The 26,352-nt window shown below is 70.4% G+C and carries 25 protein-coding genes; 12 read left to right on the top strand and 13 right to left on the bottom strand.

Annotated features, from left to right (window positions below; genetic code table 11):
- Positions 1-58 precede the first annotated feature (58 nt).
- Positions 59-1,570: an alanine/glycine:cation symporter family protein gene (locus VF289_RS19415; RefSeq protein WP_330886139.1), complete on the bottom strand. Its 1,512-nt coding sequence runs from the start codon at positions 1,568-1,570 to the stop codon at positions 59-61.
- A gap of 341 nt (positions 1,571-1,911) precedes the next feature.
- Here VF289_RS19415 and ectA point away from each other — a divergent pair, with 341 nt between their 5' ends.
- The 3 genes from ectA to VF289_RS19400 all read left to right on the top strand — a co-directional run bounded on the left by ectA (position 1,912) and on the right by VF289_RS19400 (position 4,372).
- A complete protein-coding gene (ectA, locus tag VF289_RS19410) occupies positions 1,912-2,451 on the top strand; it encodes a diaminobutyrate acetyltransferase (RefSeq protein WP_330886137.1) in 540 nt (179 codons plus the stop codon).
- Positions 2,452-2,547: 96 nt separating this feature from the next.
- Positions 2,548-3,867: a diaminobutyrate--2-oxoglutarate transaminase gene (gene ectB / locus VF289_RS19405; protein ID WP_330886135.1), complete on the top strand. Its 1,320-nt coding sequence runs from the start codon at positions 2,548-2,550 to the stop codon at positions 3,865-3,867.
- A 112-nt stretch (positions 3,868-3,979) separates the two neighbouring features.
- On the top strand, positions 3,980-4,372 hold the full coding sequence (locus tag VF289_RS19400) for an ectoine synthase (RefSeq protein WP_330886133.1): 393 nt from the start codon (positions 3,980-3,982) through the stop codon (positions 4,370-4,372).
- 145 nt (positions 4,373-4,517) lie between these two features.
- Here the strand turns inward: VF289_RS19400 and VF289_RS19395 are convergent, their stop codons facing one another.
- Positions 4,518-4,886 (bottom strand): hypothetical protein, encoded by a 369-nt coding sequence (locus VF289_RS19395; protein WP_330886131.1) that lies wholly within the window; start codon positions 4,884-4,886, stop codon positions 4,518-4,520.
- Positions 4,883-5,479, bottom strand: coding sequence for a hypothetical protein (locus VF289_RS19390; protein WP_330886130.1), 597 nt, complete (start codon positions 5,477-5,479; stop codon positions 4,883-4,885). The genes VF289_RS19395 and VF289_RS19390 overlap by 4 nt, the downstream gene beginning before the upstream one ends.
- A gap of 71 nt (positions 5,480-5,550) precedes the next feature.
- Here VF289_RS19390 and VF289_RS19385 point away from each other — a divergent pair, with 71 nt between their 5' ends.
- Positions 5,551-6,204 (top strand): IMPACT family protein, encoded by a 654-nt coding sequence (locus tag VF289_RS19385; protein WP_330886128.1) that lies wholly within the window; start codon positions 5,551-5,553, stop codon positions 6,202-6,204.
- Between the two features lie 118 nt (positions 6,205-6,322).
- Here VF289_RS19385 and VF289_RS19380 read toward each other — a convergent pair whose 3' ends face one another.
- Entirely contained in the window at positions 6,323-6,607 is a 285-nt protein-coding gene (locus VF289_RS19380) for a GlsB/YeaQ/YmgE family stress response membrane protein (protein ID WP_330886126.1), read from the bottom strand.
- A gap of 246 nt (positions 6,608-6,853) precedes the next feature.
- On the opposite strand from VF289_RS19380, the gene VF289_RS19375 reads away from it, so the two are divergent.
- Together VF289_RS19375 and VF289_RS19370 are read left to right on the top strand one after the other, a co-directional pair.
- Positions 6,854-10,780: a Pls/PosA family non-ribosomal peptide synthetase gene (locus VF289_RS19375; protein WP_330886124.1), complete on the top strand. Its 3,927-nt coding sequence runs from the start codon at positions 6,854-6,856 to the stop codon at positions 10,778-10,780.
- Entirely contained in the window at positions 10,777-12,111 is a 1,335-nt protein-coding gene (locus tag VF289_RS19370; protein ID WP_330886121.1) for a M1 family metallopeptidase, read from the top strand. The genes VF289_RS19375 and VF289_RS19370 overlap by 4 nt, the downstream gene beginning before the upstream one ends.
- On the opposite strand, the gene VF289_RS19365 is transcribed toward VF289_RS19370, so the two are convergent.
- The 4 genes from VF289_RS19365 to nrdF form a co-directional block, all read right to left on the bottom strand.
- Positions 12,108-12,665 carry a 4'-phosphopantetheinyl transferase family protein gene (locus tag VF289_RS19365; RefSeq protein WP_330886119.1) on the bottom strand — a complete coding sequence of 186 codons (558 nt, stop codon included), beginning with the start codon at positions 12,663-12,665 and terminating at the stop codon, positions 12,108-12,110. The two genes, VF289_RS19370 and VF289_RS19365, sit on opposite strands and share 4 nt — an antisense overlap.
- Positions 12,635-13,126 (bottom strand): GbsR/MarR family transcriptional regulator, encoded by a 492-nt coding sequence (locus VF289_RS19360; RefSeq protein ID WP_330886117.1) that lies wholly within the window; start codon positions 13,124-13,126, stop codon positions 12,635-12,637. The genes VF289_RS19365 and VF289_RS19360 overlap by 31 nt, the downstream gene beginning before the upstream one ends.
- Complete coding sequence (locus VF289_RS19355; protein WP_330886115.1) at positions 13,123-13,995, bottom strand: alpha/beta hydrolase; 873 nt, start codon at positions 13,993-13,995, stop codon at positions 13,123-13,125. Before VF289_RS19355 ends, VF289_RS19360 begins: the two co-directional genes overlap by 4 nt.
- A gap of 209 nt (positions 13,996-14,204) precedes the next feature.
- Positions 14,205-15,206, bottom strand: coding sequence for a class 1b ribonucleoside-diphosphate reductase subunit beta (gene nrdF, locus VF289_RS19350; protein ID WP_330886113.1), 1,002 nt, complete (start codon positions 15,204-15,206; stop codon positions 14,205-14,207).
- 174 nt (positions 15,207-15,380) lie between these two features.
- Between nrdF and VF289_RS19345 the strand changes: the two genes are divergently transcribed.
- On the top strand, positions 15,381-16,757 hold the full coding sequence (locus tag VF289_RS19345; protein WP_330886111.1) for a DUF418 domain-containing protein: 1,377 nt from the start codon (positions 15,381-15,383) through the stop codon (positions 16,755-16,757).
- Positions 16,758-16,781: 24 nt separating this feature from the next.
- Here the strand turns inward: VF289_RS19345 and VF289_RS19340 are convergent, their stop codons facing one another.
- On the bottom strand, positions 16,782-17,222 hold the full coding sequence (locus VF289_RS19340; protein WP_330886109.1) for a hypothetical protein: 441 nt from the start codon (positions 17,220-17,222) through the stop codon (positions 16,782-16,784).
- 150 nt (positions 17,223-17,372) lie between these two features.
- Here VF289_RS19340 and VF289_RS19335 point away from each other — a divergent pair, with 150 nt between their 5' ends.
- The 3 genes from VF289_RS19335 to VF289_RS19325 are packed head-to-tail and all read left to right on the top strand — an operon-like array spanning position 17,373 to position 19,446.
- Positions 17,373-18,230, top strand: a complete 858-nt coding sequence (locus VF289_RS19335) for a WXG100 family type VII secretion target (RefSeq protein WP_330886107.1) — start codon at positions 17,373-17,375, stop codon at positions 18,228-18,230.
- Positions 18,231-18,275: 45 nt separating this feature from the next.
- Entirely contained in the window at positions 18,276-18,791 is a 516-nt protein-coding gene (locus VF289_RS19330) for a hypothetical protein (protein WP_330886105.1), read from the top strand.
- On the top strand, positions 18,778-19,446 hold the full coding sequence (locus VF289_RS19325; RefSeq protein ID WP_330886103.1) for a hypothetical protein: 669 nt from the start codon (positions 18,778-18,780) through the stop codon (positions 19,444-19,446). Before VF289_RS19330 ends, VF289_RS19325 begins: the two co-directional genes overlap by 14 nt.
- 184 nt (positions 19,447-19,630) lie before the next feature.
- Here the strand turns inward: VF289_RS19325 and nrdE are convergent, their stop codons facing one another.
- From nrdE to VF289_RS19305, 4 genes are all read right to left on the bottom strand, one after another.
- Complete coding sequence (nrdE, locus tag VF289_RS19320; RefSeq protein WP_330886101.1) at positions 19,631-21,763, bottom strand: class 1b ribonucleoside-diphosphate reductase subunit alpha; 2,133 nt, start codon at positions 21,761-21,763, stop codon at positions 19,631-19,633.
- Between the two features lie 5 nt (positions 21,764-21,768).
- Positions 21,769-22,167 carry a class Ib ribonucleoside-diphosphate reductase assembly flavoprotein NrdI gene (nrdI, locus tag VF289_RS19315; RefSeq protein WP_330886099.1) on the bottom strand — a complete coding sequence of 133 codons (399 nt, stop codon included), beginning with the start codon at positions 22,165-22,167 and terminating at the stop codon, positions 21,769-21,771.
- 20 nt (positions 22,168-22,187) lie between these two features.
- The gene (gene nrdH / locus VF289_RS19310; protein WP_330886097.1) at positions 22,188-22,445 is read right to left on the bottom strand and encodes a glutaredoxin-like protein NrdH; all 258 of its coding nucleotides are present in this window, start codon (positions 22,443-22,445) and stop codon (positions 22,188-22,190) included.
- Positions 22,446-23,027: 582 nt separating this feature from the next.
- Positions 23,028-24,656 carry a Gfo/Idh/MocA family oxidoreductase gene (locus tag VF289_RS19305; protein WP_330886095.1) on the bottom strand — a complete coding sequence of 543 codons (1,629 nt, stop codon included), beginning with the start codon at positions 24,654-24,656 and terminating at the stop codon, positions 23,028-23,030.
- A 275-nt stretch (positions 24,657-24,931) separates the two neighbouring features.
- Here VF289_RS19305 and VF289_RS19300 point away from each other — a divergent pair, with 275 nt between their 5' ends.
- Positions 24,932-25,573, top strand: a complete 642-nt coding sequence (locus VF289_RS19300; protein ID WP_330886093.1) for a lysophospholipid acyltransferase family protein — start codon at positions 24,932-24,934, stop codon at positions 25,571-25,573.
- Between the two features lie 194 nt (positions 25,574-25,767).
- Entirely contained in the window at positions 25,768-26,151 is a 384-nt protein-coding gene (locus tag VF289_RS19295) for a universal stress protein (RefSeq protein ID WP_330886091.1), read from the top strand.
- Positions 26,152-26,352 lie beyond the last annotated feature (201 nt).

The following is a 26,352-nucleotide window of genomic DNA, read 5'->3' as shown; positions in this document are numbered from 1 at the left end:
CGAGCACGGCCCGTCGGCCGGGAGTGGAGCGGGCAGCGGACCGGCACTCCGGCGGTTCTCACACGGAGGAGGCGGCCGCCTCCCGCTCGTCCTGGTAGTCGCAGACGTCCTCCTCCACCCAGACCTCGACGTTCTTGATCTCCGGCAGGTCGGAGGCCAGGAAGATCGGGTCCAGGCCCTGGGCGCGCTGGGCGTTGTAGTGCTTCAGCAGCTTCACCGCCGTGGGGGTGAGGATCGCGATGACGACCAGGTTGATCAGGGCGATGAACACCATGGACACCCCGGCGATGGTCCAGGCGAGGTCCACTGCGATGACGGACCCCAGGAACACCAGCGCCACCACGGCGACGCCGAAGGCCACGTGCCAGCCGCGCTTGGCGGTGAGGAAGTGCATGTTCGCCTCGCCGTAGGAGAAGTTCCCCAGCACCGAGGTGAAGGCGAGCAGCAACATGATCGCCGCCAGCAGCACCGCGGCCCAGGAGCCGAGGTTGGAGGCCAGGGACTCCTGCACCATGACCAGGCCCTCGCCGCCCACGGAGACGTCGGGGAAGGAGACCAGCACGATGAACGCGGTGATCGAGCAGATCAGCAGGGTGTCGAAGTAGACGCCCAAGGTCTGGACCAGACCCTGTCGGACGGGGTGGCTGACGGACGCGGTCGCGGCGACGTTGGGGACCGAGCCCATGCCCGCCTCGTTGGAGAGCATGCCGCGCTGGACGCCGTTGACGATCACTGCGCCGATGCCGCCTCCGATGACGGCCTGCGGGTCGAAGGCCTCGACCACGATCTGGCTCAGCACGCGGGGCAGCTCGCCGAGGTTCATGCCGACGATGATGATGCCGAGCACCAGGTAGACCAGAGCCATCACGGGCACCATGTTCTGCGCGACCGTCGCGACCCGGCGCATGCCGCCGAAGATGATCCCGGCGGTCAGGGCCGCGAGCACCACGCCGAGCACGATCGGGAGCCAGGCGACGCCCTCCGGGTCCGTGTAGACGGCCACGGCGCCGGTGACGGCGTCGACGATGGTGTTGGCCTGCAGCGAGGTGAAGGCGAAGGCGAAGCAGAAGATGAACAGGATCGCGAAGAACGCTCCGAAGCCGCGGCTGCCGAGCCCGCGGGCGATGTAGAAGGCCGGGCCGCCCTTGTAGGTGTCGGCCGCACGGGTCTTCCACAGCTGGGCGAGGGTGGACTCGATGAAGCTCGCCGCCCCGCCGACGATGCACATGATCCACATCCAGAACACGGCTCCCGGGCCGCCGAGGAAGATCGCGCCGGCCACACCGGAGACGTTGCCGGTGCCCACGCGGGCGGCGGCGGAGATGGAGAACGCCTGGAAGGCGCTGAGCGACTTGGTGCGCTCGGTCCGGTCACGGCCCTCCCCCACCTGCTCGCGCTGCGGCTTCTGGGTGATGGCGCCGAGCATCGCGGGGATCATCCGCAGCTGCACCGCACCGGTGCGGAGCGTGAAGTAGAGACCGAGCAGCACGACCACGGGCATGCCGGCCCAGGTCCACAGCCAGCCCTCGGCATTTCCGAGGAACTCGTTGAGTGTTTCGAGGGGGTTCATGCCCTCGACCGTATCGGGGACCTCCCGCCGACCGCCCGCATTCGGGGATCTCGCACCGCCTCCGAGACGTTCAGTGCCCGCGCGCGCGAGGCTGTGGCCCGCATCGCGGACACGTGACGCACGCCACACGCCCCCGCCGCCGACGGCCCGGAACCCGCCCTCCGGAACGACATCACCGCAGGTCAGCACGAATGGTCCACAGTTGTCCGACAATCCGATCCTCTGATGCCTCACGGTCACAGTTGCGTCACGACACTCCGAGGAAGGCCCCCTCGACCCACCCCCGGGGGTCCACAACCGTCGCCGCTGTCGATACCGTGGTCAGCGATATGGGCCCGTTGATGACGCACAGCGCAGACCACCCGTCCACCTCTGACCAGGCCACCGGAGAAGGCTCCGACCTGGACTTCCGCCCTCCGACCATGGAGGAGGGCGCCGCCATCTGGCGGATCGCCCGCGACAGCGGCACGCTGGACCTGAACACCTCGTACGCGTACCTGATCCTGGCCCGCGACTTCGCGGCCACCTCACGGGTCGCGCTCCATGAGGGAGAGCCGGTCGGCTTCGTGCTCGGCTACCTGCGGCCCTCGGCGCCGCAGCGGCTGTTCGTCTGGCAGATCGCCGTGGACGAATCCCAGCGGGGTCGGCGCATCGCCGGCCGTCTCCTGGACGCACTCCTCGCGGACCTCCCGCAGGTCACCACGCTGGAGACCACGATCACCGACGACAACGCCGCCTCGCAGCGCCTGTTCGCCTCCTTCGCGGAGCGCCAGGGCGCCGAGCACAGCATCGAGCCGCTGCTCGAGGAGGCGCACTTCCCGGATCCCGGCCACGGGGCCGAGCTGCTGCACGTGATCAGCGGCCTGCACGCCGGGACCTGAGCGCCGGAACCTCACGAGTCACCCCGTCGACACGGGCGCCTCAGCGCGCCCAGGCGCCATCCACAGACCACCGCACCACCACGCCAGGGAGATGTCATGACCATGACCGCACCGATCGAGACCACCGAGAAGCCCGAGCTGACCGACGAGGTCAGCGCCCCCACCGTCGACCCGACCGAGCTGGAGTCGGGCGTGCGCAGCTACTCCCGCGGCTGGCCCGCCGTGTTCACCCACGCCAAGGGCTCCGTCCTGACCGCCGAGGACGGCCGCGAGTACATCGACTTCTTCGCCGGCGCCGGCACCCTGAACTACGGGCACAACCACCCCGAGCTGAAGAAGGTCGTCATCGACCACTACCTCGAGGACCGCGTGGTGCACGGCCTGGACATGTTCACCGACGTGCGCCGCGAGTTCCTGCAGACCTTCGACGCGAAGATCCTGAAGCCCCGCGGCCTGGACTACAAGGTCGCCTTCCCCGGCCCGGGCGGCACCAACGCGGTCGAGGCGGCGCTGAAGCTGGCCCGCAAGGTCACCGGGCGCGAGTCCGTCGTGAGCTTCACCAACGGCTTCCACGGAATGACCCTCGGCGCCCTGTCCGTCACCGGCAACTCGATGAAGCGCGGCGGCGCCGGCATCCCGCTGGTGCACTCCACGCCGATGCCCTTCGACGACTACTTCGGCCAGGTCGTCCCGGACTTCATGTACCTCGAGCACATGCTCATCGACGGCGGCTCCGGCCTGAACAAGCCCGCGGCCGTGATCGTCGAGACCGTGCAGGGCGAGGGCGGCATCAACGCGGCCCGCGCCGAGTGGCTCCGCGGCCTCGCGGACCTGTGCACGAAGCACGACATCCTGCTGATCGTCGACGACATCCAGATGGGCTGCGGCCGCACCGGCGAGTTCTTCAGCTTCGAGGAGGCCGGCATCGAGCCGGACATGGTCACCCTCTCGAAGTCGATCAGCGGCTACGGCCACCCGCTCGCGCTCACCCTCATCAAGCCCGAGCTCGACATCTGGGAGCCGGGCGAGCACAACGGCACCTTCCGCGGCTTCGGCCCGGCCTTCGCCACCGCCACCAAGGCCATCGAGCTGTTCTGGAGCGATGACGAGTTCGAGAAGGAGACCATCGCCAAGGGCGCCTACGTCGAGAGCCGCTTCAACCAGATCGCGGCCAAGCACGCCGAGCACGAGCTGATCGTCAAGGGTCGGGGCCTCGCCCGCGGCCTGCAGATGCCCAGCGGCGAGATCGCCGGCGCGATCGCGGGGCGCGCCTTCGAGGAGGGCCTGCTGGTGGAGACCTCCGGCCCCTCCGACGAGGTCGTCAAGCTGCTGCCCGCGCTCACCATCCCCGAGGATCTCCTGGCCAAGGGCCTGGACATCATCGAGGCCGCCGTCGACGAGGCGCTCGCCGCCTGAGACCGCCCTTCCGTCGGCCCGCCGCACCCGTCGGCGGGCCGACGGTCTGCGCCGGGGCACCGCCCCGGGCGCAGGACCCCCTGACCCTGACCATCCATCGGAAGGACACCCCATGCTCGTTCGCACTCTTGCCGAGGTCGAAGGCACCGACGCCGACATCACGTCGGAGAACTGGCGCTCCAAGCGCATCATCCTCGCGAAGGAGGGTGTGGGCTTCTCCGTGCACGAGACCACCCTCTATGCGGGGACCGAGAGCTACTTCTGGTACGCCAACCACATCGAGGCCGTCTTCATCACCCAGGGCGAGGGCACCATCGAGGACCTCGCCACCGGTGAGATCCACGAGCTCGCCCCCGGCAGCCTCTACCTGCTCAACGACCACGACAAGCACATCGTGCGCCCGCGCACCGAGATCAAGTGCGTGTGCGTGTTCAACCCGCCGGTCACCGGCCGCGAGGTCCACGATGAGAACGGCGTGTACCCGCTGGTCACCGAGGACGCGTGAACCCCCGGGCGTGAACCCCAGGGCGTGACGCCGCGCCCCGCATGACGGAGCCCGGCAGGACCGATGTCCTGCCGGGCTCTGTCACGTCCTGAGACACCTCCGCGGCGAGGGTCTGCGCGAGCGGGGGTCTCCGCGAGCGGGGGCCTCAGCGGGCGGGTGCCCCGCCTTCACGGGCCCGGGTGATCTCAACGATCCAGGCACCGCGGCCGGTGACCACGAAGCTGTGGACCGTGCCATCGCGCAGGGTGACGGCGAGCGAGTTGGGCAGCAGGGGCAGCACCCCGAACAGCTTCGTCCACGCGGTGCCCACCTCGGCGATGATCGCGAGCGGCACCTCGGACGGGCCGCTGCGCACGTTGAACGAGTGGGCGATGAACACGAGCCGCTCACTCGTCAGGTAGAGCTTGCCGCCGGCCGTCTCCGCGCCGCGCTGCATGTTCGCACCCCCGCTGCGCAGGAGGGTCTCCCCCGCGGCCAGCGGGAACGGGAGGGCGGCGGAATCCGGAGCGCTCATGCCCTGCGCTTCCGCAGGATTACCAGGACCACGCCGATCGCCAGCAGCAGCAGGCCCAGCGCACCGCCGAGAACGGCCAGCAGGATGCCGCCGAGGCCGGCGAAGATGCCGCCGATGGAGATCGGCGGGCCGACCATCACCGGGGTGTCACCGCACTGGATCTGGTAGTCGCCGGCCTCCTCTGCCGTGAAGGAGTCGAAGGAGACCCACTGCGTCTCCCCGTCCCCGAACTCGCTGGACTGGGAGGTGCCCTCGCCCACTGACGGTCCGTCGATCATGCACTGCGGGGCGGGTTCGTCCTCCGGTGCGTACAGTTGCAGACTGTCGCCGGCCTCCGCCGAGACGGTGCCGCTGCCGCTGTCGAAGACCTCGAACTGCGCCGCCCCGCTCGCGACCCCGCCGAAGCCGATGACTGCCAGCACCACCCCGATGATGAGGCTGAGGGCGAGGATCACCGACCCGAGGATGATGAGGATCTTCGGAGCCTTCGACGGCTTCTTCGCCGGTGCCTGCTGATAGCCCTGCGGGGCGGGGCCACCGGGCTGAGGAGACAGCGGGCCGGAGGGTGAGGGGTACTGGGGAGGCTGGGTCACGGGGAGCTCCTGGAAGGGTGACGGGGACGACACCAGGCTATCGCCCGCCGGGCCCGCCTACACTCGAGATCATGCCTGACCCTCTCGTCCTCGCCGCCGATGTCGAGACCGAGCTGGTCGAGAAGCGCTCGCGATTCCTCACCCGCCTGCACCGGGTCCAGGGCGTGGAGCAGGCCGAAGCGCTGCTCCGTTCTGCCCGTGCCGCGCATCCCGACGCCCGCCATCACTGCACCGCCCTGGTGCTCGGCGAGACCGCGCAGCGGGCCGAGATGCACCGCTCCAGCGATGACGGCGAACCCTCCGGCACGGCGGGGATGCCGATGCTGCAGTCCCTGCTCCAGGCACGGCTGGTGGACACCTTCGCGATCGTGGGCCGCTACTTCGGCGGGGTGAAGCTCGGGGCGGGCGGGCTGGTGCGCGCCTACACGGCGGGCATCGAGCAGGCCATCGACGCGGCACGGCTGCTGCGGCGCACCGAGCTGGCCGTCGCCCGGATCGAGGTGCCGCCGGCGGAGGTCGGGATCGCGGAGAACGCAGTGCGGCTCTGGGCCGCCGGTCACGGCGCGAGCCTCGAGCCGACGCAGTACGGCGCCCGCAGCGCCCTGCTCACGGTGCTGCTGGATCCCGAGCTGCTGACGGAGCTCGGAGCGGACACCGCGCGCTGGTCCTCCGGGCGGCGCACCGTGGAGGACGCGGGCAGGCGCACGGCCGACGTCCCGCTCTGAACCCGGCGACGCACCGGTCGGGCGGCCCTGCGACTGCGGCGGCGCCGCCCCGGATGACCGGGACGGCGCCGCCGTGGGACAGGGCTCGAGCGGAGACTCGAGCGCCCTCAGTTCCGCGTCAGGCGCGGTTCTTGGTGAGCAGCCCGTAGACGAACATGACGATGAGCGCGCCGACGACGGCGAGCAGGATGGTCCCGATGCTCCACGGGTTGTCGAGGATGCCGCTGACGCCGTTGCCTCCGAGGAGGCCGCCGATGAATCCGCCGACGATCGCGCCGACGACGCCGAGGATGATCGTCATGCCGAGACCCATGGCCTGCTTGCCGGGCATGATCGCCCGTGCGACGAGGCCGATGATCGCGCCGATGATGATCCAGGAAATGATTGCCCAGAGAAGACCCATGATGGGAACTCCATTTCATTGAGGGGGAAGGAAAAGGGTGGTGCGTTCACATTATGGTCCCGGACTGCAGGATCTGCCCGGATGTGCAGCGACACCCCTGGTCACAAAGACGACCGTGCGGTCTGGAGGTGCGGTCCGCCACAGTGCGACCACGCCTGTCCACGGAGGGATAGAGGTGCACCACATCCCCCCTGTTCGTCGACTCCCGGACCGATTGCCGTCATATCGATGGGACAGACTGCTGCGATGACCGACTCTTCCTCCCTGCTGCCCGAGCTGCTCGCCGGGGACCGGGCGCCCGCGCCCACGACGCTCGTGGACCTCTTCCGGCACGTCGTCGCCCGCGACGGCGAGGCCCCGGCGGTGGACAGCGGCCTGGAGACCCTGACCTACACCGAGCTCGACGAGGCGGCGACCGAGCTCGCAGAACGGCTCGCCGCGCAGGGAGTGCGTCCCGGCGACAAGGTCGGGGTGCGCATCAAGTCCGGCACCACCGACCTGTACGTCGCGATCCTCGGCATCCTGGTGGCCGGTGCCGCCTATGTGCCGGTCGACGCCGACGACCCCGACGAGCGCGCCCGCGTGGTCTTCGAGGAGTCCGCCGCGGTCGCCGTCGTGGGCAACGACCTGGTCATCACGCCCACCGCTGCCGCCCACCCCGACGCCGCGCGACCCGCCGACGCACCCACCACCGACGCACCCGCGACCGATGCCTCGGTCACGCCGCCGCGCGGGCCCGAGCCCGAGGACGACGCCTGGGTCATCTTCACCTCCGGCTCCACCGGGAAGCCGAAGGGCGTCGCGGTCACCCATCGCAGCGCCGCCGCCTTCGTCGAGGCCGAATCGCGGATGTTCCTCCAGGACGCCCCCATCGCGCCCGGGGACCGGGTGATGGCCGGCCTCTCCGTCGCCTTCGACGCCAGCTGCGAGGAGATGTGGCTGGCCTGGGGGTACGGTGCCTGCCTGGTGCCGGCGCCCCGCTCGCTGGTGCGCTCCGGGGTCGACGTCGGCCCCTGGCTGGCCGCCAACCGCATCACCATCGTCTCCACCGTGCCCACCCTGGTCTCGCTGTGGCCGGACAGCGCTCTGACCGAGGTGCGACTGCTGATCATGGGCGGAGAGGCCTGCCCTCCCGAGCTCGCCGCCCGGCTCCAGGCGCCCGGGCGCGAGGTCTGGAACACCTACGGACCCACCGAGGCGACGGTCGTGGCCTGCGGCGCGATGCTCGACGGGACGCCCCCGGTGCGCATCGGGCTGCCGCTGGACGGCTGGGACCTGGCCGTGGTCGACACCGAGGGGCAGCCGGTGCCCGAGGGCGCCTCCGGCGAGCTGATCATCGGCGGGGTGGGACTTGCCCGCTATCTCGACCCCGAGAAGGATGCCGAGAAGTACGCCCCGATGCCCAGCCTCGGGTGGGAGCGCGCCTACCGCTCCGGGGACAACGTGATCAACGACCCCGCCGGCCTGCTGTTCGCCGGGCGGGTGGACGACCAGATCAAGCTGGGCGGTCGCCGCATCGAGCTCGGCGAGATCGACGACCAGATGCTGCGCCTGCCCGGCGTGGTCGGTGCCGCCGCCGCGGTGCGCTCCACGAGGTCCGGGAACAAGCTCCTGGTCGGCTACCTCACCGTTGATGCGGGCTATGACGGCGAGATCGCGAAGGGACTGCTGCGCCAGCGGATGCCCGAGGCGCTGGTGCCGCGCCTGGCCGTGGTCGACGAGCTGCCCACTCGCACCTCCGGCAAGATCGATCGGGACGCCCTGCCCTGGCCGCTGCCGCGCCGCGGGGAGCCCTCCGGCGCGCTCTCCGGCACCGCCGCCTGGATCGCGGAGATCTGGGCTGAGGTGCTCGGCGCCGAGGCCACCTCCGGCAAGGACGACTTCTTCGACTTCGGCGGCGGGTCGCTGACCGCCGCGCAGGTGGTCAGCCGACTGCGGGAGAAGCATGCCGAGCTCGCCGTCGGCGACATCTACGCCCATTCCACGCTCGCCGGTCTCGCCGCCCATCTCGAGGCGATGGGCACCTCCACGGTCGCCAGCGACCGCACCATGGCCCCTGTGCGCCGGCGCACGCAGATCGCTCAGCTGCTCGCCCTGCCACCGCTGCGCGCCCTCGCGGCGCTGCGCTGGCTCGCCTGGCTGATGCTCGCCTCCACTCTCGGCGCCGCGCTCACCGACCTGCCCTGGATGGCGGCCTTCCCGCTGTGGCTGGTGATCCCGCTGGTGGTGGTGTTCGTGCTGCCGCCGGGACGGATGGCTCTCGCCGCGCTGCTGGCACGGCTGCTGCTGCGGGGCGTGAGACCGGGTGAGCATCCGCGCGGCGGTCGCGTCCACCTGCGGCTGTGGACCGCGGAGAAGATCCAGGAGGAGCTGGGGGCGACGAACCTCGCCGGCGCCGCCTGGTTCCCGCTCTACGCCCGCCTGCTCGGGGCGCGGCTGGGCAGGGACGTGGACCTGCACACCCTGCCCCCGGTCACGGGGATGCTGGAGGTCGGCAGCGGCGCCTCGATCGAGCCGGAGGTCGACCTCGCGGGCCATTGGATCGACGGTGACCGGCTGCGGATCGGGCAGATCCGGATCGGCAAGCGGGCGCGCATCGGTGCCCGCAGCATGCTGGGCCCGGACACCAGGGTCGGCAAGGGCGCAGAGGTCGCGCCCGGATCCGCCGTGCTCACCGACGTCCCCGCCGGGCAGGCCTGGTCCGGCTCCCCCGCCGAGCACCAGGCGAAGGCCCGCGGTCCGTGGTCCGTCGATGCGCCGCCGCGCCGCCCGCTCTGGCTGCTGGTGTTCGCCGCTCTGTCCCTGCTGATCGCGGCTCTGCCCGTCGTCTCGATGCTGGCCGGGGCCGCGGTGCTCCTGCCGGCCGTGCACGACACCGACAGCTTCACCGCCGCCGTGCTCGCGGCCCTGCCGTGGCTGCCGCTCGCGGCACTGGTGGGCTTCGGGGTGCTGATCGTGCTGGTGGTGGTGCTGACCCGTCTGCTGTCGCTCGCGATCCGACCCGGCCACCACCCGGTGCGCTCGGCGGCGGGCGTGTCCATCTGGGGCACGCTGCGCCTGCTGGACGAGGCCCGCACCTGGCTGTTCCCGATCTACGCCGGAGCGCTCACCCCGCTCTGGCTGCGCCTGCTGGGCGCGAAGGTCGGCAAGGGCGCCGAGGTCTCCACCGTGCTGCTGATCCCCTCGCTGGTGCAGGTGGGCGAGCACTCCTTCCTCGCCGACGACACCCTGGTGGGTGCCTATGAGCTGGGCGGCGGCTGGATCCGGGTGGAGCGTGTGAAGGTGGGCAAGCGCGCCTTCGTGGGCAACTCCGGGATGCTCGCCGCCGGCCGCAAGGTGCCCAAGCAGTCGCTGGTCGCGGTGCTCTCCGCCGCCCCGCGGCGCAAGACCGCGAAGGCGGGCACGTCGTGGCTGGGCAGCCCACCGCGCAAGCTGCGCCGCACCGAGGACGAGCACGACACCTCCCTCACCTTCGATCCGCCGCGCCGCCTGCTGATCCAGCGCGGTCTGGTCGAGACCGGTCGGATCGTCCCGCTGCTGCTGGCGCTGCTGCTGCCGGTCGGCGTCGGCATCGTCCTGTTCGCGCTGCTGCTGCAGGGTCCCTGGGGCGTGGTGGCCGCGCTGGTGCTCGGCGGGCCGGTGCTGCTCGCGGCCGGGGTGCTCGCCGCCGGGATCACCGTGGTGGCGAAGTGGCTGATCATCGGCCGCCACCGCCCGGGTGAGCACGCCCTGTTCACCCCGTACGTGTGGCGGTCCGAGCTGGCCGACACCTTCACCGAGGTGCTCGCCGCCCCCTGGTTCGCGAACATCACCTCCGGCACCTGGGCGCTGACGTTCTGGCTGCGCCTGCTGGGGGCGAAGATCGGACCGGGCGTGTGGTGCGACCCGTACTGGCTGCCGGAGACGGACCTGGTCACCCTCGGCGCCGGCGCCACCGTCAACCGCGGCTGCGTGGTCCAGACCCACCTCTTCCAGGACCGGGTGCTGAGCATGGACACCGTCACCCTCGCCGAGGGTGCGACCCTGGGACCCGGCGGCGTGATCCTGCCGGCCGCGTCGATCGACCGCCACGCCACCGTCGGCCCCGTGTCGCTGGTGATGCGCGGCGAGCGCGTCCCGCCCGGCACCCGCTGGACGGGAAACCCGATCGGCCCCTGGGAGGACGACGCATGACCATCTCCGCAGCGCTCCATGCGGGCAGCGACCCGTACGTCCCCCGGCACGGGGACCCGAGCTTCGAGGTGCTCCACTACGACCTCTCCCTCGCCTACAAGGTCGAGGGGAACCGCCTCGACGGTGACGCGACCCTGAGCTGCCGCGTGCTGGAGGAGACCGACACCCTCCATCTCGATCTCCATGGTCTGCACGCCCACAAGGTGTTCGTCGACGGCCGACCGCACCGCTTCACCCATCTGCGCCAGCGGATCGCGCTGAAGCTCCCGGCGACCGCCGGGCAGGAGCTCACGGTGCGAGTGAAGTACTCCGGCAAGCCCGGCCAGCTGACCACCCGGGCGCTGGGTGCGGCCGGATGGGAGGAGCTGGAGGACGGCGTGATCGTCGCCGCGCAGCCGCACGGCGCCCCCACCTGGTTCCCCTGCAACGATCGTCCCGACGACAAGGCCACCTACGCGATCACCTTCTCGGCGCCGCCGGACTACACCGTCGCCGTCTCCGGGGAGCTGCAGGGCACCCGCCGCAAGGGCAATGCCGTGATCTGGTCCTACGAGCAGACGGCGCCGATGTCGACTTACCTCGCGACCGTCCAGATCGGACGCTACCGGCAGCTCGAGCAGTCCGGCGCCCCGGTGCCGGTGCGCACCCTCGCCCCGCAGCAGCTGCGCGAGGCCGAGCTCGAGGGCTCCTTCTCCCTGCAGCCGGCGATGCTCGCCTTCTACGCGCGCCTGTTCGGGGACTACCCCTTCCCCTCCTACACCGCGGTGATCACGGACGACGATCTCGAGATCCCGCTGGAGTCGCAGGGGCTGTCCACCTTCGGCAGCAACTTCGTGGGCACCGGCTGGGACAGCGTGCGGCTGATCGCCCACGAGCTGTCCCACCAGTGGTTCGGGAACTCGGTGACGCTCGCGCGCTGGCAGGACATCTGGCTGCACGAGGGCTTCGCCTGCTACTGCGAGTGGCTGTGGGCGGAGGAGTCCGGCGTCTCCACGGTGCAGGCCGAGGTCGACGCGCACCACGCGAAGCTGGTCGAGCTACCGCAGGACGACCTGGAGCTGGCCGATCCGGGCCCCGACCTCATGTTCGATGACCGGGTCTACAAGCGCGGGGCGCTGGCCGTGCACGCATTGCGCCTGCACCTCGGGGACCAGCGCTTCTTCGCGCTCGTCACGAGCTGGCTCGCGACGCATCGCGGCGGCTCCGTGACCACGCAGATGTTCCTCGAGCACGTGCGGGACCAGGCCGATGCGGACGCCGCCGAGCTGCTCACTCCCTGGCTGTTCGAGACCGCGCTGCCGCCCTGCCCGGTGCCGGCGAGCGCACGCTAGAGCCGGGCCAGCGCCGCGACGTGCCCCGGCGGGGCCGCCAGCGCCTCCACCGCGAAGTCGGCCAGGCGCAGGGAGCTCATCGGGGTCCCGAGCCCCGTGCCGAGCGCCTTGAGCACCGCCTCCTTGCCCGCCCAGAGCGCCGCCTGCTCACGCGGGCCGGCCCGTTCCGCGCCCGCCCGTTCGCTCGGGTGCAGCACCAGTCCCGGGTCCCAGCCGCGGCCGACGGCGCTGATCGACTCGAGGTCGACGCCGAGCGGTCGCCGGCCGCCGACGGCGGTCAGCAGGTGCTCCCCGCAGCGGCTGAGGCTCACGGGCACCTCGTGCCGTCGGCCCTTCCCCCGCGCCCAGGGGCGCCCGTGGGCGGAGGAGCCGCAACGGGGGCAGGACCTGCCCACCAGCACCTCCGAGGGCTGGAGGCCGAGCAGCTGCGCGACGCGCTCGCGCAGGATCGCATCGGCGTCCTCCTCGGCGCGGTCCAGGCGGGCGACGGCCGTGAGCTCCTCGGATCCGTCCCGGCAGCCCGTCACCGCTGCGCGTCCCGGTGGCGCTCCCACCGCTCCCACATCGCGGGGAGCTCGGTCTCGAGGAATCGGTAGAGCTCCGCGACGTGCTCCAGCCGGTCGCCGCGGTGCGGCGGGTGCTCCGGGAGCGTCTCGAGGCCGCGCTCGATGACCTGCCGGAAGGCGGCGGTGCGGGCGTAGCGCGAGGCCAGCATGCGGCTCCAGCCGTCGGGGCTGATGCGCAGGTACTCCTGGCGGTCTCCCCGCCGGCGCACCCCTTCGACCAGCCCGCTGGGGGTGAGCAGACGGGTCGAGGAGCTGATCGAGCTGCGGCTGACCTCCAGCACCCGGGCGAGATCCGCTGCGCTCTGCTCCGGCGGATCGCTGATCAGCAGCCATCCGATCACCCGGCCGGCGATCAGGGGCATGCCGTCCGCGGCGAAGAAGGTCGCCACCTCGTCGACGAAGTCGAGTTCGGCCTCTCCGGGTGCGCTCAGCGCCCTCTCCTCGCTCATGCCGCGAGGAAGTCCGTGAGCAGCGCGTTGACCTGCTCCGGGCGTTCCCGGTTGGACCAGTGCCCCGCCCCCTCGATCAGCACGTAGTCGGCGTGCGGGATGGCCTCCGCTGCGGCGCGCGAGTGCTCCGGCCTGACTCCGGCGTCCTTGCTGCCCTGGATGATCAGCACGGGGCAGCGGATCTCCGGCAGGCGCGGGCGCAGGTCGACCTTCATGCGGAGCGGTCCGATGGACCCGTTCTGCCAGTCCGAGGAGCCGGAGCCGTGCGCCAGGACGTCCGCGTGGTACTCGTCGACGATCTCGTCGAACTCGTCGACCGGGCCGCCGAACAGGCCCACCCGGGCGAACCAGGAGCAGGCGGCACGGCTGCGGAAGATCCACGAGGTCGCGGTGCGGTGGAGGAAGCGGGACTGCGCCGTCAGCCAGAGCAGCTGGTGCACGACGGGAGGGAAGGACAGGACCCCCGCCGGGGCCAGTGCCGCCAGCCTCTCCACGCGGTGCGGGCGCTCGATCGCGTAGGCGAGCGCGAGCGCACCGCCCTGGGAGATGCCCACCAGGGCGATGCGTTCCAGGTCGAAGTGCTCGAGCACCGCGTCGATCGCGGCCAGCATCCGCTCGTGGTCGGCGGTGCCGTCCCAGGGGACCGAGCCGCCCTGCTTCGGCCAGTCCAGGGCGATCACGCGATAGGACGTCGCGAGCACCGGGATCGCTCGCCGCCAGCTGAGGGAGATGTTGTCGTTCCCGGCGCCGCTGAGCAGCAGCACGGGCGTGCCGTGGTCACCGCGGATGATCACGCGCAGCGCGCCCTCCGGCTGGGCGATGTGCACGGAGGTGCCGAGGTCCGCGGCGGAGTCCCGAGTGGTCACCATGGCTGCGACCCTACGGGATTGCAGTCATTGCTGCAATGACAGCATCGACTGCATATGCTCATCGGTTGTACGTGCCCATCGGCTGCACGTTCTCGTCGGCCGACTCGAACGGCGGCCCCCGTCCAGGCCGCGGAACGCGATGAGCCCGGCCCCCGCGAAGGGGCCGGGCTCATGGCGGCGCGCGTCAGCCGGGACGCCTAAGCGACGGATCAGAAGTCCCAGTCGTCGTCCTCGGTCTCGACGGCCTTGCCCATCACGTAGCTGGAACCGGAGCCGGAGAAGAAGTCGTGGTTCTCGTCCGCGTTCGGGGACAGCGCGGCGAGGATCGCCGGGTTCACCTCGACGGTCTCCTGCGGGAAGAGCGACTCGTAGCCGAGGTTCATCAGCGCCTTGTTCGCGTTGTAGCGCAGGAAGGTCTTGACCTCCTCGGTCCAGCCCACCGGGTCGTAGAGATCCTCGGTGTACTCCTCCTCGTTGTCGTACAGCTCCATGAGCAGCGAGAAGGTGTACTCCTTGAGCTCCGCCTGGCGGGCCGGGGTGGCCTTCTCGACGGCCCTCTGGAACTTGTAGCCGATGTAGTAGCCGTGCACGGCCTCGTCACGGATAATCAGCCGGATGATGTCCGCCGTGTTGGTGAGCTCGCCGCGGCTGGAGTAGTGCATCGGCAGGTAGAAGCCGGAGTAGAACAGGAACGACTCCAGCAGCGTCGAGGCGACCTTGCGCTTCTCGGGATCGTCGCCCGTGTAGTAGTCCATGACGATGTTCGCCTTCTTCTGCAGCGGCTCGTTGAACTCGCTCCAGCGGAAGGCCTCGTCGATCTGCTTGGTGTTGGCCAGCGTCGAGAAGATCTGGGAGTAGGACTTCGCGTGCACCGACTCCATGAACGCGATGTTGGTGTACACCGCCTCCTCGTGGGGGGTGACCGCATCCGGGATCAGGGAGACGGCACCCACGGTGCCCTGCACCGTGTCCAGCAGGGTGAGCCCGGTGAACACGCGCATCACCAGCTGCTGCTCCTGCTCGGAGAGTCGGCTCCAGGACTGCACGTCGTTGGACAGCGGCACCTTCTCGGGCAGCCAGAAGTTGCCGGTCAGGCGGTCCCACACCTCCTGGTCCTTCGGGTCCGGGATCCGGTTCCAGTTGATCGCCTGGACCGTCGTCTTCAGGTGGTCGTTCACCGCAGCCTCACTTGCTCCTTCGGGGGTCGTCATCGGATGCTGCCAGTCTAGGCATCCGGGACCCTCGGGAGGCCCTCCGGCCCGCCGGGACGGGGTGGCGCCCGCCACCGATCGACATGCCGGACCATGACTTTCGTCGTGGGTCCGGCGGGGCCCGTCGCACTAGCGTGGCCACGACGACGCCCGCTCCCCCCGGAAGGCCCTGCCGTGACCTCCGCTCCCGCTCCCGTCCCCGCCATCGACACCGCCTCCGCGGCGCCCGCCCGTTCTCTCGCCCCGGACATCGCCCGCGGGCTGATGCTCGCGCTCATCGCGGTGGCGAACGTCTCCTGGTACCTGTGGGGCTCCTCGGAGTCCGTCGGCGGCACCCCGCACATCCCCGCCGACGGACCTCTCGACGCGATCGCGCAGGCCGTGATGACGGTCGCGGTGGACCATCGCGCGATGCCGCTGTTCGCGTTCCTGTTCGGCTACGGCATGGTGCAGTTCTACCGCTCACGCATCGACCGAGGTCTGCCCGCGACGAACGTGCGGGCGATGATGCGTCGGCGACACTGGGCGATGCTGCTGCTCGGCGCACTGCACACGGCACTGCTGTTCTTCGGCGACATCCTCGGGGTGTACGCGGTGTCCGCGCTCGTGCTCGTGTGGTGGTTCTTCGGCCGCCGCTCGCGCACCCTGCGGATCTGGGCGATCGTACTGTCCGCCGCGATGGGGGCGTTCGCTCTGCTGAGCATCGTCAGCGGCCTGGCGTTCGCATTCTTCATCCCGGCTGACGTGACCGCCGAGATGGCGAGCGTCGACACTGGCACCGGCTTCACCCGCGCCCTCGCCTACGACTCCCCGTATCTCGTCTCGATGCTGTACCGGCTCGGGCTGTGGCTCGTGGCCCTGCCCTTCGCGGCCCTGATGGGGGCGCCGCTGCCGATCCTGCTGGGCTGGCTCGCGGCTCGCCGACGGATCCTCGACGAGCCGTGGCAGCATGTGCGCCTGCTGCGACGCACGGCGATCGCCGGCATCACGATCGGCTGGGCGGGCGGCCTGCCCGAGGCGCTCGCACTCCTCGGCGCGTACGAGCTGCCCGCCGCCGCTCCGTGGATGCTCACCGGCCTCAGCTCCGTCTCGGGCATCGCCTGCGGTCTCGGCTACGCGGCCCTGTTCGGACTGCTCGCCCTGCGTCTCGAGGGGAGGGCGCCAGGCCAGCACTCCCCGCGCCCGGACTCGTCGGCCGACCGGGACCTGGCCCCCGCCGAGCGGGCCTACGGCGTGCCCCGTGCGGAGACCGACCCGGCCCGCACCCGCGAGCCCGGCCCGCTCGAGCGGACCCTCGCCGCGGTCGGTCAGCGCTCCCTGACCTTCTACCTGTTCCAGTCGCTGCTGCTCGCACCGCTGATGGCCGCCTGGGGCCTCGGGCTCGGAGGGTCCCTCTCGACCGCACCTGCGCTGGCGATCGCCTTCGCGGTCTGGCTGCTGTCCCTGCCGATCGCCACCTGGATGGACGCGCGCGGGATCCGCGGACCGGCCGAACGGCTGCTGCGCCGGATGACCTACGGGAAGATCGATCCTGCACCCGCCACGCGCTGAGCTACGACGCGCTGGGCTGCCGGTTCAGGCTCTGCGGCGCTGCCGCATGATCGCCCGCAGCCGCTCCCGGTCCGCACCCCGCTGCGGTCGCAGCCACCCCGGATAGCTCCAGATCGGCAGCACCGTCCTGGCACGCACCACCACCATCAGCACGAGACCCAGCACCACCTCTGCGATCACTACAGTCCAGAGAGCGGGTTCGGCGAGGTGCTCGCGACTCCAGGGCACGGTCCACAGCAGAGCCACGAGGCCCGCGAACGCGAGCAGCTGCGCCCCGTACGGGAGCAGCCACAGCGCCAGCGCCTCGGTTGCTGCCTGGCCGTATCCCCGCTGTTCGACAGGTTCCCGCGCCGCCCACCAGCGCGCCGCGCGCGAGCGACCCCAGCGGAACCAGGCAGCGGCCACGGCGAGGAGCACCGCCGCGCCGAAGCACAGCAGTCCGAGGAGCAGAGCGACGAGATCCATGGCGACATGGTCTCACCCCCTCTCCCGCCGTCGTCGTCACGGGAGTGGGGAGTTGTCCCCATCGACCGCCGGCCCGGAACTCTCTAGGCTCTGAGCATCTTCAGGGCCCTGTACCGGGCACATGACGCAGCGGGCAGGGGAACCGGAGACATGGACAGCTTCTACGGGATGGACACGGCGCAGGTCGAGGACTTCGCCCAGCGGGTCGGGGACCGCTCCGCCAGCCTCGACGACCTCGCGAGCTCCCTGCAATCGCTGATCGACGCGATCGTCGGTTCGCAGTGGATCGGCTCCGACGCCGACGCCTTCGGCGACCGGTTCCGCAGCGAGACGCTGCCGCGCTTCCGCGATGCGGTCGACCAGCTCCGCCGGCGCCAGGACGCGCTCGACGGCGACGTGGAGGAGCAGGAGTCCGCCTCGTCGGTCGAGGGCGGAGGGATTCTCGGCGATATCTTCGGCGGGATCGGCGAGGCGCTGGACGGTGTCGGGGACCTCTTCGGCGGCGCGGTCGACTTCCTCGGCGAGGTCTGGAGCGGATTCGTCGACAACCTGATCCCGAACGTCGGCAACCTCGGTGGCGTGGGGGTCACGGTCACGGGTGACATCGCCGGGCAGATCCTGAAGTCCGGCGGCCGGGCGCTGAGCTCCGCGGTGCCGCTCGTGGGCGATGCTTTCACCGGCGTGCTCGCCGGCGTCGAGCGCTGGAACCAGGACAGCGACCTCCCCTTCGCCGAGCGTCTCGGACGCTCGGTTCTGGACGGCGGCGTCAACGCACTGGGCTCGTTCGTCGGAGGCACCGCCGGTTCGGCGCTCGGCGTCGCCGTCGGTGGACTGTTCGGCGGCGGAGGAGGAGCGGCTGCAGGGGCCCCGACCGGTCCGGGCGCGATCCTCACCGGCCTCGGCGGCGGGACCATCGGAGGGGGGATCGGCTTCCTCGTCGGCGACGCGGTGGGCAGCTACGTCGGCGGTGCGGCGGGCGACGCGGTCATCGACGCGATCCTCGACTGAGCCGTCCGTGACCCTGCCCGCGTCGAGCACCTCTAGGCTGGAGCCATGACTCAGACCACGCGCACCGCAACCATCGGCGTGCCGGACGGGCCCATCCGCTCGATGGCTCTCGACCTCCCTGCGGGGTGGAGCGAGGTGCCGTCTCCCGACGCCGTGCTGGCCGCCTTCTCCGACGGACGCTCCCTGAACCCGGGCATCGAGACCAATGCCGTGCTCACTGCTGTGCAGCTCCCGGAGGGGACGCGCCTGCGCGGATGGCAGACGCTCATCCGGGACACCCAGCTCGCCGCCCTGCCGGACCTCCAGGTGCTCGACGACCGGGCCCTGGACGAGGGCGACGAGTCGGAGCAGTGGTACACCGCCACGGTGATGACCGACGAGCACGGAGTCACGATCCTGACCCGTCGCTGGAGCCGCCTCCTGCCCGGGCTCGGGGTGACGCTCACCCTCACGACCCTGCCACTTGTGGACGCCGAGCATGGCAAGGCGCTCGATGCCCTCGCCGCCTCGTGGGCCGTCACCGCGCCGTCCCCGGAGGAGACTTCGAATGATCACCCCTGACCCCAGCTCGCCGATTCTCGCCGCAGGTCCCCGCCGGGAGGTGGCGTCACTCATCGACGCGCTGCGCGCGGGACAGGACGTCCCGGCGGAGGCGAACGAGCTCTCCGACTCCTTCCTGGAGGCCCTGGGTGCGGTTCTCGCCTCGCCTGCAGGCACCGCAGAGATCTCCCTCTCCTCGCCCTTCTCCTCCAGCGTCCATGAGCTCACGCTCTCCCGCACCGGGGTCCTGCGTCGCAGCAGGGGCCTCGCGGGAACCGAGGAGATCGGCATCCACCCCACCACGGTCCTGCCCGGACTGCTGCTCCGACTCGCTGCGGTCTCCCCGGTCGAGCCGCTCGACCCCGCTGTCGTGCTCCCGTCGACGCCCGACGGGATCCACGGCGTGTTCGACGAGGATCCTGTGCGTCGTGAGCGGACTTGGGATCAGCTCCTCGAGGAGGGCGCCGCTCTGCCTCGGGCCCGGCAGGAGGAGCTCGAGGGAAGCGATCCGCGCGCGGTCCGGCTGGTGCGTCACCGCCCGGAGGGCGAGCGCAGCGCGACCGTCCTCCTGCTGCGCGGGCGCTACCTGGTGGTCGAGGACGATCACGTCCGGGGCACCGACCCGACGGGGGCGAGCAGGTCGTTGATGTCGGCGATGCTGCGGCCCTCCCGCTGAACGACGCCGACGGGCGGGACCCCACGGGGGTCCCGCCCGTCGGCATGTGAGCCGTCGGTCGAGCCGACGGCTTGCTGGGTCGACGGCTTGCTGGGTCGATGCCAGCTCGGACTCCCGTCAGGCATGACGCACGGCCCGCCCCCGGATCTCCCCGGGGACTGGCCGTGCGTGCAGGGTCAGGCGCTCACAGCATGCAGCTGACGCAGCCCTCGACCTCGGTGCCCTCGATCGCCATCTGCCGCAGGCGGATGTAGTAGAGGGTCTTGATGCCCTTGCGCCAGGCGTAGATCTGGGCCCGGTTGATGTCGCGGGTGGTGGCGGTGTCCTTGAAGAACAGCGTCAGCGACAGGCCCTGGTCCACGTGCTGGGTGGCCTCGGCGTAGGTGTCGACGATCTTCTCGTAGCCGATCTCGTACGCATCCTCGTAGTACTCGAGGTTGTCGTTGGTGAGGTAGGGGGCCGGGTAGTAGACGCGGCCGATCTTCCCCTCCTTGCGGATCTCGATCTTCGAGGCGATCGGGTGGATCGAGCTCGTGGAGTTGTTGATGTACGAGATCGAGCCGGTGGGCGGCACCGCCTGCAGGTACGCGTTGTACATGCCGTGCTCGGCGACATCCGCGCGCAGCTGCTTCCAGTCCTCCTGGGTGGGCAGGTGCGCCGAGGAGTTCTCGAACAGGCCGCGGACCTTCTCGGTGCGAGGCTCCCACACCTGGTCGATGTACTTGTCGAAGTACTCGCCGGTGCCGTACTTCGAGTTCTCGAAGTCGTAGAACCGCTCGCCGCGCTCCTTCGCGATCTCCATCGACGCCTTGATGGCGTGGTAGGTGACCGAGTAGAAGTACATGTTCGTGAAGTCCAGGCCCTCGTCGGAGCCGTAGAAGATCCGCTCGCGCGCCAGGTAGCCGTGCAGGTTCATCTGCCCCAGCCCGATCGCGTGGGACCTGCGGTTGCCCTCGGCGATCGTCGGCACGGACTCGATGTCCGAGGTGTCCGAGACGGCGGTCAGGCCGCGGATCGCGGTGGAGATGGTCTGGGCGAAGTCCGGGGAGTCCATCGCCTTGGCGATGTTCATCGAGCCCAGGTTGCAGGAGATGTCCCGGCCCAGCTCGTCGTACGAGAGGTCGGTGTTCATGGTCGAGGGGGTCGAGACCTGCAGGATCTCCGAGCACAGGTTGGAGTGCGTGACCTTGCCGGCGATGGGGTTCGCCCGGTTCACGGTGTCCTCGAACATGATGTACGGGTAGCCGGACTCGAACTGGATCTCGGCCAGGACCTGGAAGAAGTCGCGCGCCTTGATCTTCTTCTTGGAGATCCGGGGGTTGTCGACCATCTCGTGGTAGGTCTCGGAGACGTTCACCTCGGCGAAGGGCTTGCCGTACTCGCGCTCCACGTCATACGGGGAGAACAGGTACATCGGCTCGTTCTTCTTCGCGAGCTCGAAGGTGATGTCGGGGATGACCACGCCGAGGGAGAGGGTCTTGATGCGGATCTTCTCGTCGGCGTTCTCGCGCTTGGTGTCGAGGAAGCGCAGGATGTCGGGGTGGTGGGCGTTGAGGTACACCGCACCCGCGCCCTGGCGGGCACCGAGCTGGTTGGCGTAGGAGAAGGAGTCCTCGAGCAGCTTCATCACGGGGATGACACCGCTGGACTGGTTCTCGATGTGCTTGATCGGCGCGCCGTACTCACGCACGTTCGAGAGCAGCAGCGCGACGCCGCCGCCGCGCTTGGACAGCTGCAGCGCGGAGTTGATCGAGCGACCGATCGACTCCATGTTGTCCTCGATGCGCAGCAGGAAGCAGGAGACGAGCTCGCCGCGCTGGGCCTTGCCGGAGTTGAGGAAGGTGGGGGTGGCGGGCTGGAAGCGGCCGTCGAGGATCTCGTCGACCAGCTGCCGGGCGAGCAGCTCGTCGCCGCGGGCCAGGCCCAGCGCGACCATCACCACGCGGTCCTCGAACCGCTCGAGGTACCGCTTGCCGTCGAAGGTCTTCAGCGTGTACGAGGTGTAGTACTTGAAGGCACCCAGGAAGGTGGGGAAGCGGAACTTCTTGGCGTAGGCCTGCTCCGAGAGGGACTCGATGAACGAGAAGTCGTACTGATCGAGCACGGCCTGCTCGTAGTAGTTGTTCTCGACCAGGTAGTCCATCTTCTCGCGCAGCGAGTGGAAGAACACCGTGTTGGGGTTCACGTGCTGCAGGAAGTACTCCCGTGCGGCCTCGCGATCCTTCTCGAACTGGATGTTCCCGTCGGGTCCATACAGATTCAGCATCGCGTTCAGCGCGTGGTAGTCGAGCTGCCTGTTGTGCTCGACCGGGGGCATCTCGGTCAGTGTCGCCAAAACTCTTCCAATCCGTCGTGGACCCGCATGACGTCACGCGGAGTACCGAACAGCTCGAACTTATACATATGAGGGACCTGGCACTTGGTGGAGATGACGTCCCCGGCCAAGCAGTAGGCCTCCCCGAAGTTGGTGTTCCCCGCGCCGATCACGCCCCGGATGTGCTTCCGGTTGCGTTCGTCGTTGAGGAACGTGATGACCTGCTTGGGCACGGCACCGCGGCCGTTGCCCCCGCCGTAGGTCGGAGTCAGCAGGACGAAATCCTCATCGACGATGAGGCGTTCGTCCTTCGGGTAGAGAGGGATCCGATGCGCCGGCATCCCGAGCTTCTCGACGAAGCGCTTCGTGTTGCCCGACACCGAGGAGAAGTAGACGAGGTTGGTCACGCCGACGCCTCCCGCGGCGATCAGATCGCAGTGGCGGTGCGCTGCTGCGCACCGGCGCCCGCGAGCGCCTTGATCTTGTCGGGCCGGAAGCCGGACCAGTGATCCTCGGAGGTGATGACGACCGGGGCCTGGACGTAGCCCAGGGACTTCACGGTGGCGAGGGCGTCGGCGTCCTCGGTGATGTCGACGACGTCGTAGGCGACGCCCGCCTTGTTCAGCGCGCGCTTGGTCGCATCGCACTGCACGCAGAGGGGCTTCGAGTACACGGTGATGTCCAAGGGAAGTGCCTTTCACGAACGCTGCGCCGAGGCGCGGGAGCGGGGGTGTCACAGGTTGTCGTTGGGGGTCCGGAGGACCGTGCCGCCTCTCCCCTGGGGCCTGGCTGGCCCGGATCGCTGCGACTACGTCAACACTACACCTAGTGGTGCCCCGGCGCGATCACCACTAGATGTACTGAACTACAACACTGTCATCCACAATCAGATGTTGATGGGCTGTGGACGAGTGGGCCGGAGTGGGGACGGAGCGCGGACGCCACGCACGAAACCCGAGGATGCATGCACAGTCGAGTGTGGACGACGGGTGCGACAGTCCGGACGGACGGTGGATGACGGCGTGTTCCCGCGGTGCGGAAGTGGCGGGAATCGCCTCGGAGCGAGACGGATTCTCGGCGTGTCCCGACCGTCCTCCCGGCGTGTCGCCGGAGCGCCTCCACCGTGTCGCCGAGAGATGCCTCCGCCGTGTCGCCGAGATGCCTCGGGCGTGTCACTGTCGTGCCGAGCCGCAGACGGGACGACCCCCGCTGCCCGATCGGGCGGCGAGGGTCGTATGGGCCGGGCGGGAGCCCGGGCCCGGACGGGTCAGTCGCGCGGAGCCTCGCGGAGGGGAGCCTCCGTCGCGGACGGCTCTGCCGACGACTCCGCTGCCGGTTCGTCCGCCGAGCCGGGAGCGGACGTCGCTGTGGCTTCGCGCGGCGCGTCGTCCTGGCTCCACACGTCGACGATCTCCGCCGGTGCGTCGGTCGGCTCGACCTCGGCCTGCCCCGCCTCGGCCGGCTCGGGCTCGGCGCCGGTCGGCTCCGCCTTGACTGGCTCGGGCTCGGCGCCGGTCGGCTCCGCCTCGACGCCCTCGTCGTCCGCGACCATCGGGCCGGGGGCCACGTCCACGGACATCGCTCCGACGCCGCCCACGATCCCCGTGACCTCGGGGTCGGCATCGTCGTTCGCCGGGCCGGTGCCCTCGGAGTCGGCGTCCTCCTCCGTGTGCGCGGCGCCCGCGTGCGCGGAGCCGCCGTCCGGAGCGGCACCGTCGTCCGGTGCTCCGTCGTGCTCCGCCTCGGCGTCGCCTTCGCTCTCCTCGGCCTCGAGGCTGCGGCCGTCAGCGGCGACGATGCCGGCGAGCACCTCGCGCAGCAGGATCACCTGGTCGCGCGCCTCGGCGGCACCGGAGACGGGCAGGGTCCCCTTCTCCACGAAGGCGTGGAAGGCCTCCCACATCAGCTCGGCCGCGCCCTTCGGTGCGGTCGTCGCGGTCTCCTGGACCACCCCGCTCTTCTTCTCCCGCAGGGAGATCGTCGAACGGCGATCGCCGTGCGAGGGCGCCGGCAGCTCGACGCGCATGCGGCGGCGCGCAGAGAGGACCTGCACGGTCTCGGAGTACTCCGGGGCGAACGGCAGGTAGTGCCACACCAGGCGCACCTGTGCCCCGCCCTCCAGCTCGCCGAGCACCTCGAGCGAGCCGGGGATCACGCCCTTGGGCCAGTGCCGCACCGCGACCACTCGCGTGATCGGGCCGTAGGACCCCTCGATCACCGCCAGCTGGTGCGCCACCCCCGTCAGCAGTCCCTTGACGTAGAGGTCGCGATCGCGCTGAGTGGCGCCGGGCCCCGCCCCCGCCTCGACCGCGGCCTGCAGCGCCTTGCGCCGCGCGGAGCGCTTCTCGGTGGGCAGATCGTAGGACGAGGTGGTCACGTGCGCACCGCCGAACAGCGGCTGGCTGGCCGGCATCAGCACCTCGTGGTCCACCATCCGCAGATCCTTGGTGGCGATGTGCTCGGACATCCGGCCCACGGAGTCGTCGTACTGCTGGGGGTAGGCCATCATCAGCAGGCGACGGCCGCTCATCCGCTCGAAGTCGGCGATCTGCGCGACCTCGCTCTCGGAATAGCCCAGCGGCGGCTCCGCCAGCACCGGGATCCCGCGACGCATGAGCGCGAGGAGATCCTCGACGTGCAGACCGTCGGTCGACAGCACCGCCCCGTCCAGGGTGAGGGTCTTCGCGCGCACCGCAGCGATGAGATCGGCGACCGACTCGTAGCGCTTGTCCTCCTCGAGGCCCCACACTTCCGAGGACTCGCGCCGACGGCGGGGGGAATGGTCCACCAGCGCAGCGATGGTGAACCGGTCCCAGCGTCGCCGCAGCACCGGCAGGTGCACGGCCTGCGCCATGGTTCCGGCGCCGATCACGGCGATGTTCAGGGTCTTCGGCATCGGGAGGCTCCTCGGGCTCGGCGGGACCGGCGGCAGCTCCGCAGGCTCTCGGCGGGCGCCGTGCCGTCTCCGGCGGTGCGTCCCGGATCACTCCGGGCGCACGCCCGTTTCTACCACACCGACCCGATCACCGTCGGGCTGCTTCCCCCGCCCCACCTGCACTCGAGGGGCCGGGCACCGGCGGACGCCTCACCCCCCGCCGATGGGCGCCGCGCCGCGCAGGGGCCCGGCACGTTTATCGTAGGGCGCGGATCAGCACGTCTCAGGAGGACCCCGTGGCCAGACGCTTCTATTTCGGCGCCCGCAATGTCTCGCGCCCCTTCGTCAAGCTCCTGTGGAACCCACGGGTCTCCGGTCTGGAGAACCTCCCGGCCGAGGGCGGCTTCGTGATCGCCTCGAACCATCTCTCCAACATCGACAGCTTCCTGCTGCCCGTCGTGCTGCCCCGGCAGATCCGCTTCGTCGCCAAGAACACGCTGTGGACCCAGAAGGGTGTGCGCGGGCGCATCCTGCACTGGTTCTTCGAGGCCGTCGAGGCAGTGCCGGTGGATCGCGAGGCGCTCTCCTCCGGCAAGGGGGCGCTCCAGGCCGGGCTGAGCATCCTCAAGGACGGCGACGGCTTCGCGATCTACCCCGAGGGCAGCCGGTCCAAGGACGGGCTGCTGCACCCGGGCAAGCAGGGCGCGGCCTGGCTCGCCGTCGAGTCCGGATGCCCGGTGATCCCGGTGGGACTGAAGGGGACCCAGCACATGTTCTCCCGGCTGATCCCCCATCGGGGCGCGATCACCGTGCGCGTCGGCTCCCCGATCGACGTCTCCGACATCGACCCCTCTGCCTCCAAGGGGGTGCGGCGGCGCCTGCTGAACGTCCGCATCATGGACGAGATCCAGAAGCTCTCCGGACAGCGCCGCGCCTGACCGCCCGGTCCAGGGCCCGTGAAGCAGGACCCTTGAAGGAGGGCCCGTGGAGGAGGGCCCGTGGGGCAGGGCCCGTGGAGCAGGGCCCGGATCAGCGGCTCTGCTCCGCATCCCTCCTTCGGACCAGTAGGATCTGGCCAGGCCGCATGCCGACTGGGCGCGGCCGCCGCCCGGACCGCACTCCAGGAGACCAGATGGCCGTCGTCGTCGGATTCATCCCCACCGAGGTGGGCTTCAAGGCACTGGCCGCGGCCCGCGAGGAGGCGGAGCACCGCGGTGGACCGCTGATCGTCGTCAACGTGCTGCGCGAGGGGATCACCGATGATCCGCGGCACGCTGATGATCAGCATCGCGAGATCGCCCGTGACCATCTGCGCGGCGCCTCCGTGCGTGTGGAGTTCCGCCAAGAGACCACTGAGGACGACATCGCCGACGTCCTCCTGGACGTGGTCGACGCGGAGCGCGCCGAACTGCTCGTGCTGGGGGTGCGCCGGCAGCAGGACCTCGCCCGCCACCTGCTGGGTCTGACCGTGCAGAAGCTCCTGCTCTCCGCCAACTGCGAGGTGCTCGTCGTCTGAGACGGCCCGGGCCGACGGAGCCCGCCGGCGGCACGGAGCGGATGGCGTGCAGCGAGCGACGCACGGCGCACGGCTCACGGCTCACGGCTCACGGCTCACGGCTCACGGCTCACGGCTCACGGCTCACGGCTCACGGCTCACGGCTCACGGCTCACGACTCACATTGAACGGTGGGCGTTCGTTCTCCGGTTCGTCAAACAA

This window comes from Brachybacterium sp. (assembly GCF_036379615.1).
Lineage (GTDB): Bacteria > Actinomycetota > Actinomycetes > Actinomycetales > Dermabacteraceae > Brachybacterium.
The sequence above is the reverse complement of the archived record's forward strand: the minus strand, read 5'-3'. Positions and strand labels throughout refer to the sequence as shown.